The sequence below is a fragment of the Paenibacillus oenotherae genome (assembly GCF_019443105.1).
GTDB classification, from domain to species: Bacteria; Bacillota; Bacilli; order Paenibacillales; family Paenibacillaceae; genus Paenibacillus_Z; species Paenibacillus_Z oenotherae.
Genome location: NZ_JAHZIJ010000018.1, coordinates 95,923 through 104,632 on the forward strand (window position 1 = coordinate 95,923; position 8,710 = coordinate 104,632).

Consider the following 8,710-nt stretch of genomic DNA (forward strand, 5'->3'; position numbering starts at 1 on the left):
TAAAATGATCATTGACTAGGTTTTTAGACCAAAATATAATTAAAATAGTAACGTCTGTCCATTGGAAGATGGTGTGAAAAACGGTTTTTGTGAAAGCGTTTTAATAGCGCCGTATTGCTCATGGCGGAATTGCTTATTGAGGCTTAGGGCCTAGCATTCCAATAACGAAGAGGAAGGGGTTGATCCGTTAGTGATGTTGACTAGGGAGCAAATTTTTATAGGGAGGCGCTACTGGCTGAGTCACTTGTCCGGTGAAATTCCCCGGTCGGGTTTGCCGGTCCAGTATCCGAAATCGGCTGCTTTTGAACAAGCGGTCTACACACATGAGTTTCCACGGCATCTGTCGAGTCGGTTGCAGCAGATCGGCAAAGGAAAAAAGGTTGCTCTCTATATGGCTTTGCTCGCCGGATTTCAAGCATGGCTGGCGAAGCTGAATGGAGGACAATCGGATATTGCGGTGACAATTCCCGTGCTTCCGGTTTCTGCTGAAGACGTACTTGGAAGATCGATCATCGTTCGGAATGATGTTCCGCTAGAAGCGACTTTCAGGGAAATGCTTGAACGAGTCAAGCAAACGGTAACCGACGGGTACAGATATCAATATATCGGATTGCACGAGATTATCGAGCAGTTGGGATTGCAGAAGGATGAGACGTTATCGACGCCGCTCGCCATTGCAATGTCCGGCCTTCATGATGATGCTGACATTCGTTTGTTGTGCGAAGGAAGGCATGAGGTCGTTATTGTAGCAGAGGACCTGTCTGATGGCATGATTGTGAAGTTTCACTATAATGGACGATTGTTTGCTCCAGAAGCGATGGAGATCTACGCCCGAAGCTTCATGCTCTCGTTGGAGCAATATCTAGCCTCTCCTGACAAACCTATAGGCGATGCGCTCCTCCTTCCGAAGGAGGAGGGGGAGAGGCTGATCCGTGCGTTCAATGATACCGATGCAGCCTATTCAAGCGAGCTGACTATTCCTGCGCTAATCGAAAGACAAGCGCTGCTTGCTCCTCATCATATTGCGGTTTGCTCGGAAGGCGTAGAGATGACATACGGGGAATTGAATGAGAGAGCGAACCGGCTTGCCGGTCTGCTTATCAATCAAGGTATCGGTCCAGGCTCATATACTGCAGTCCTGCTGGATCGATCCGTAGAGATCATCATTGGCGTGTTAGGGATTCTAAAAGCAGGCGCCGCATATGTGCCAATCGAACCAGGATTCCCGAAAGCCAGAATCGAAACGATTCTAAGAAGTCTTCCTATTCGATCCATGGTCACCAAAGCCGCGGTCATGCAGCCTTTTCAAGAGTTGATTTGGAAAATCGAGCATTTGCAGGATATTGTCTACATGGACGTAATGTCACTTCAGCCGCCTGCGGAACAAGTGGACGTGGAGAGGTTCGGAAATTTGTGGGATCGCGTCGCTGAGGAGTCCGTCGATCGTGTTACGGCGGGCGGGTTTATTAGCAGCTACAGCGGCTTGCCCTTTTCCGAAGCGGAGGTGGACGAATATCGCGACCGTGTCGTGGAATTGGCCAAACCCCATATTTCCAGCCAGTCTAGCGTGCTTGAGATCGGCTGCGGTTCCGGGCTGATTGCTTCTAGTATCGCACCAATGGTGAAGCGGTTTGTTGGAATGGATCCATCACGGCGGATGCTGGAGCTGAATCGTACGAGATCGGCAGAGCTTGGGCTCGCGAATTCGGAATGGCTGGAGGGGTACGCTCTTGGAATAGGCGAGCTGGATGCTAACAGCTTTGATCTCATTATGATTGCAAGCACGGCGCAATTTTTCCCGGGATACTTTTATTTCGAGGAGGTTGTTCGGGAAGCGATTCGCTGTCTCAAGCCTGGCGGAGCGCTGATTATCGCTGACGTCATGGATTTGCGCCGGAAAGAGATGTTTCGAGATAGTCTCCTGGAATATAGAAAGCAGCAAGGGATGGCGGCATACACCGGAGCGCAGTCCGACCAGGACTTGTATTGCGATGAAGACTTCTTCGGTGATTTGCAGTGCCGTATTCCGGATATCGGGCATACAGACATTATGCACAGAGTGGAAGGCTTTAAGAATGAGCTGGCGTACCGCTATGATGTAATCGTGCGCAAGGGGACGGATATCGGACAGGGAGAAGCTTCCATTACTGAAGAAGAGCGGATCGCGCGCTCTCGCAAAAGAAGCTGGACACTGGCTCATATCGACCGGCATTCCAATCAGGCACCTCGCACTGAGCTGACCTCGGAGCATGAGGCCTATGTCATTTTTACTTCGGGTACAACCGGAACGCCTAAGGGCGTAGTTGTTCGCCATCGTCCAGTCATCAATCTTATCGAATGGGTGAATCGGACTTTCGGCGTCGGTGCGCAGGATCGGCTGCTGTTTGTCACCTCGCTTTGCTTCGATCTCTCGGTCTATGATATTTTTGGCACGCTGGCTTCAGGCGGTTCGATTCGAATTGCTTCAGAGGTTGAGCTTGCCCATCGCGAACGTCTGCTGGAAATTGTTCGCCAAGAGCCGATTACGTTCTGGGATTCTGCTCCGGCAGCTCTGCAGCAACTTGCTACATTAATGGAGATCAACAGTGACGGCATGCCGCCGAATCTCAATCTTCGCCTTGTATTCCTGAGCGGCGACTGGATTCCTCTGACATTGCCTGATGTTCTGGCGAAGCATTTTCCGAACGTGCAAGTTGTGGCTCTTGGCGGAGCGACAGAAGCGACAGTCTGGTCGAATTATTATCCGATTCGCAAGGTAGAGGAGCATTGGGTCAGTATTCCGTACGGAACGCCGATCCAAAATGCCAGGTACTATGTGCTGGATTCTAATCTTCAGCCTTGTCCTCCGTTTGTTCCTGGAGATTTGTTTATCGGGGGAGAATGTCTGGCGTCGGGATATACGGATCAACGGATAACAGAGGAGCGGTTTATTGCTGATCCCTATCGGGAGGGGGAGGCCGCCGGTGCAAAGATGTACAGAACGGGAGACTTGGCTAGATGGATGCCAGACGGCGTCATGGAATTTCTTGGACGCAGCGACCATCAAGTCAAAATTCGCGGATACCGGATCGAGCTGGGAGATATCCAAGCGCAGCTATTGAAGCATCCGCGCGTTCGCGAAGTGCTCGTTACAGATTGGACGGATGCAAGCGGAAGCAAGGCATTGTGCGCCTATTATACTTCGATCGGTGATTTGCCTTACGGAGAGTTGAAGGGCTATCTGGCCAGCGTGCTTCCGGACTATATGATTCCATCCTATTTCGTCCCGCTGTCGGCGATGCCGATAACGGCGAACGGGAAGATCAACCGCAGCGCATTGCCCGGTCCGCAGGACCATATCGGAATGAGCGATTCCTATGAAGCGCCGACGAATACGCAAGAGGAGAGATTGGCGCAGATTTGGCAGGAAGTGCTGGGCTTGGAGCGGATTGGCGTAGCGGATGATTTTTACGAATTGGGCGGAGATTCGCTTAAGGCCGTTCAGGTCGTGGCAAAAGCCAGCGAGTACAAAGTTGCGATCGGATTGAGAGATATGCTGCAATTCAGAACGATCCGTGAAATTGTGCAAGCCGGTGGAGGCCAGCTCCAGAGCGATGCCGCAGCGGGAACCGAGGTTGCCGCTGAATCCGAAGCAGCGTGCGCGATGGAGACTTCCACTGAGAATACAAGAAGATATAACGTCCAATTCGATGACAATGTGGAAGATATCCCTTATTACTATCCATGCTTGCTGGGAGCGCTATACACAAAATTGCATCATGAGACGGATTATCTCATTCCTAGAGGCTTCCTGCCCGCTGGAAGAGGATTAGGTACGATCACGTTCAGCGTTCCGCTGTCTAGGCGAATGGAAGATCGACTGCCGCTTGCCGTTGAGGATACTCCGGAATTTGACCTGACCAGCAGGCTCGGTATTGAAGGCAGGCCGATATTCTTTGATTCGCCCGAGGAGGTTCTGGCTTGGTGCGAGGAACGGATGCGTGAAGGCAAATTGCCGATTGGCGTCGGCACAACGTATTATTTGACCTATACACATGATTATTTGATGGATGAGGATCAATTTGGAAGAAATTTAATGGATGGCGAGCTTCATATTATGTCTGGCAGTGAAATCGACATTCATCACTCGCACATGTTTTTGCTGGTTGATCACACGGATCGCGGCTACAAGGTTTATGACAGCACCTATAACTTCTTTGGAATGATTCCTGAAGTCGCCATACAGCGCTCGGTTGCGGGACCCGGCAGTTTGGAATTTTTGAAACGTTTTCCGCTCAAACATGCGAATGCGCAAAACATCGCCATGGATATAAGCTATGAGCGATTCCAGCCTATTCCGCTGCAGCAGCTGGCACTGGAGCTTCTGGAGCAGCATGTACAGTACTACATTTCTTCTGAGCCATTCGAGCATGTGAACAAGGAAAGAGTGTTCTATAGCGGCATTGCGTCTTTCCAGCCTTTCCGCGAAGTGCTTGAGGATGCATTTGAGCAAGAGGAGTATCATGTGGAGCTGTACAACTTTGTTATTTACCGGATAAGAAAGTGGAAATACACCTACCTTTTCTTCAGAGACTTCTTGGTAGACGCAGCACCGTTCTTGAACCTGTCCTCGCTTGCAGCATTAACTGAAAGCGTAGAAGACTCGATTCAGTATTTAGGTGAGCATTTGGATCGGCTGCTCGGCAGCTTTGACACAATGAATGAACGGCCTGAAGGAATACAGGCGAGTCTTCAACTCGTATTGGACGGATTGGGGAAGATAGAACAGGAGCAGAGGAAGGCGCTCGTCGATTTGCAAAGTGAATTAGAGCAGCAAAAAATGAGCGGCAGTACGATACATTGATCGTATGAACGTAGGATGGATTCTTCGGATAGTTGCGGAGAATCCATTCTTTGTGTTTAGAATGTGCACTAGCGTTTTTTTTATTATGTATTCTTTCAATTGAAAATTGAAAATTAGTATAGGTTACATTAATATGTAAGGTAGATAGATTATTTTCTTTCATATATAATAGGTATCTTGCGCGTTGGATATATTTGTTTGTAAGTGCTTCATTTGCTGGATTGCTGTTATTCTGACATATAACGGTTGACTGAGGTGGTGCATGTGATGAGAGTGATTCTAGTGGATGATGAACGGCTGGCATTGACCCGGCTGGAGAAGATGGTGAGCGCCATAGAGGATTGCGATGTGATCGGCGCGTTCCTGAACGTAGAGAGGGCGATTGAAGAGATTGCCTTAGCCCGGCCTGATATTGTCTTTCTCGACATCCAAATGCCCGGTATGGATGGCATAGAAGCCGCTGCTCTAATTCGTGAGATCACCCCCAGTACAGAAATTGTCTTTGTGTCGGCCTATCGAAAATATGCGTTCGATGCGTTCGGTCTGGAAGCGCTCGACTACATGCTGAAGCCCGTTACCGAGGAGCGTTTGCTGGAGACGGTGAGGCGGCTGCGTAAACGAATTCAATCCCAGCTTCGTCCTGCTGCCCAATCAACAGTGCGGTTCCATTGCATGGGCAGACTGCAACTGCAAATTGCGGACAACGAACCGGAGACAATCAAGTGGCGCACAACGAAGGTCAAAGAATTGTTTGCTTATCTGCTGCATCATCGGAATCAGACGGTAAGCAAGGATACTCTGCTGGAGCTGCTCTGGCCTGGCCTGGATGAGCGGAAGGGTATAGCTAACCTGCAGACCAGTATTTACCGGATTCGGAATTTGTGCAAAAGTGATGAATTGAAGCAGGTTATGATGATCAACTTTTCTCATTATGGCTACATACTGGAAACGAAGAAGATCATTGTCGATGCTGAAGAGTGGGATCAGCAATTGCGGCAGCTTGAGCCGATATCAGAGTATAATGCTGCCCAGCATCAGCGGGTTTTTGATCAATACCGCGGTGATTATTTTGGCGAGGATCAGTACTTCTGGGCTGAGGTTGAACGGAATCGGCTCAAGCGAATGTGGCTGGAGCTGGCTGGAAGTCTCGGTCAATATTATGACCGCAACGGCAAGGATCATGAGGCATTGGCGATTTATCATCGGGCAGTTCAGCACGAGCCGCTTTTGGAGGAGGGGCATCTGGCTCTGATGAGTATCTATGACCGGTTGAAGGATTATGATTCTGTGGAACTACAATATAGGCATATGGTAGGGGTTCTGAAGCGGGAAGCCGATGTTAGTCCAGGTAAAGAAACAGTAGAGTGGTATCAGCGGTGGCAGTTGGCCAATAGTAATCCAATGTAAAGCGAGGCGGCTTTCCTAGCAGGGAAGCCGCCTTTAAATATATAGCAAGTGGCCATCACGAAGCAATTGAAGCAAGATGTGTTATTTTCATCGCAGCAGTGAGTTGGTCAGTATTTGGTGAGCGCTGTCCTGTAAAATGTTCTCAACAAGATTCGACAGGGGGATAGAGAGATGTAGTTCGTAAGTAGGATAGTTCGAAGATGGCTGTAACAGGCTGCTAGATTAGAGAGAGAGAACGATACGACTATTACTGCAGGGCAAGAAGAAAAGGTTATTATTGAGGGGAAAATTCGGACTTATTATCGTTAAGAAGATCAACGAAGAAACGGGCGGGGCAACGATCGGGAAAACGATCGGGAATGGTCGTCTGCCAGCTCGAAAGTAAAGGAGTCGAAGATATGAACAATCTGAGAGCGCGACGGTTTTGGTGTTTATTGGCTATTTTCACGCTGTTGTTTAGTGGTTTGACGCCGATGCCGGAAGTAAAGGCTTCAGGAACGAATTATATATCGTTCTACTATACTCAATTCGTAAACGATGGAAGATTAAAGATGAACGGTTCGGCGTCAATTACTGGCAATAAGCTGCAGCTGACGCCTGCTTCTGCGAATCAAGGAGGATCTGCGTTCAACAATAAGCAAGTATCATTGAAGAACAACAGCTCCTTCAGTACTTATTTTACTTTTAGCATGCCTAATAAAGGCGGTTTCCAAGGAAGCGGCGGTAACGATAAAGGTGCTGACGGATTTGTGTTCGTTGTTCAGACACAATCCAGCAGTGCGGGATCAAGCGGCTCCGGGCTCGGCTTCGCGGGCATTACGCCAAGTGTGGGGATCGAGTTTGATACATGGAAGAACTCCCCGCCCGAAGATAATGCAACGAGCAAAAACGATCCCAATAACAATCACATTGCACTGGTAGTAAATGGTGATAACTATCATTCTAATGCCAGTCATGTCAAAAGTGTCGCATCACCGGATTTCAACCCTGACAACGGTGCTCCTGTACATGCATGGGTTGATTACAACGGCACGACAGGAACGATTCAGGTGCGTCTCAGCTCGACGAATGTACGACCTGCAAGTGCAGAATTGGAAGTAACAGGCCTGAATTTGAGAAACACTTTGGGCAAGGACGAGGTTTATGTTGGGTTTACGGCTGCTACTGGCGGCGCATATCAAACTCATAATATTGAATCCTGGTATTTCAATAATGAGTATGGTCCGATTGATGTTGTGAACAACAACTATGGACAGGCTCCTACGGATTATTTGATAGCTAGCCAATTGCAGCCGGATGGAACCGTTAAGGTAACGTTGACAGCTGTAAACGGAACGGTTCAAAGCGGTATTCCGATTACGGTAACGGCAACGAATGGTGCTATCGTACAGCCGGGAACGGTTATTACGGACGCTAACGGTGAAGCTTTCGTTACCGTTATTAATCCGACTGAGAACGAAATAACGACGACGGTTAAGGCCGTAGGGCCAGGCGGTATCTATACGACTTTGGATATTACGATTCCCAAGCCGCCAGCGAAAAGCGCGCCACCCGCGAATGTGGTTGCAAATGCAACGACCGATGTGGTCAATGTGCCTAATGTTCCAGCAGGGGCAACAGTTAAGGTGTATGACAAGCTGGGGGCTGTAATCGGAACTGCCACTAACAGCGGTGCAAGTGCAGCGGCTGTTCCAGTGACGATTGCCGGTGGCCTGACGCATACACAAGCGATTGACGTCACGATTACAGAGGTTTCGAAGCTGGAGAGTGACAAGGTTGAATTTATTGCCCAAGCAGACGCAAGTGCGCCACCTGTAGTAATAACGGCGAATTCGACAACAGATCAAGTGGTTGTTGAAGACGTGCCAGCAGGTGCAACGGTAAAAATCTATAACGAACTGGGTACCGTTATTGGTACAGCAACGAACAGCGGCGGCAGCACAGCTGACGTGATGGTAAACATCGGCGGCGGCGGTCTGACAGTTGGCCAAGAGATCGATGCGACGATCACCGAGACGAACAAGCTGGAAAGCACGAAGACACCAGCGACAGCAGTGGCAGAAGTAAGTGCACCACCTGTTGTAGTCATAGCAAACTCGACAACAGATAAAGTAGTTGTAAAAGATGTACCAGCGGGAGCAACAGTAAACATTTACAACGAACAGGGTATCGTCATTGGAACGGCAACGAACGAAGGCGGCAGTACGGGCGATGTGACCGTAAACATCCCAACTGGCCTGAACGAAGGCCAAGAGATCGATGCGACGATCACCGAGCCGAATAAGCTGGAAAGCACGAAGACGCCAGCGACAGCAGTGGCAGAAGTAAGCGCGCCACCTGTTGTAGTCATAGCAAACTCGACAACAGATAAAGTAGTTGTAAAAGATGTACCAGCGGGAGCAACAGTAAACATCTACAACGAACTGGGTATCGTCATTGGAACGGCAACGAACGATGGCG

3 protein-coding genes are annotated in these 8,710 nt (G+C 49.2%); all 3 read left to right on the top strand.

Features of this window, described 5'->3' with window-relative positions; all coding sequences use genetic code 11:
• The first annotated feature begins 193 nt into the window (after positions 1-193).
• Positions 194-4,843, top strand: coding sequence for a non-ribosomal peptide synthetase (locus K0T92_RS19940; protein ID WP_246628302.1), 4,650 nt, complete (start codon positions 194-196; stop codon positions 4,841-4,843).
• 267 nt (positions 4,844-5,110) lie between these two features.
• Positions 5,111-6,250: a response regulator gene (locus K0T92_RS19945; protein ID WP_219874239.1), complete on the top strand. Its 1,140-nt coding sequence runs from the start codon at positions 5,111-5,113 to the stop codon at positions 6,248-6,250.
• Between the two features lie 398 nt (positions 6,251-6,648).
• On the top strand, positions 6,649-8,710 hold a 2,062-nt coding region (locus K0T92_RS19950), incomplete at its 3' end, for an L-type lectin-domain containing protein (RefSeq protein ID WP_219874240.1).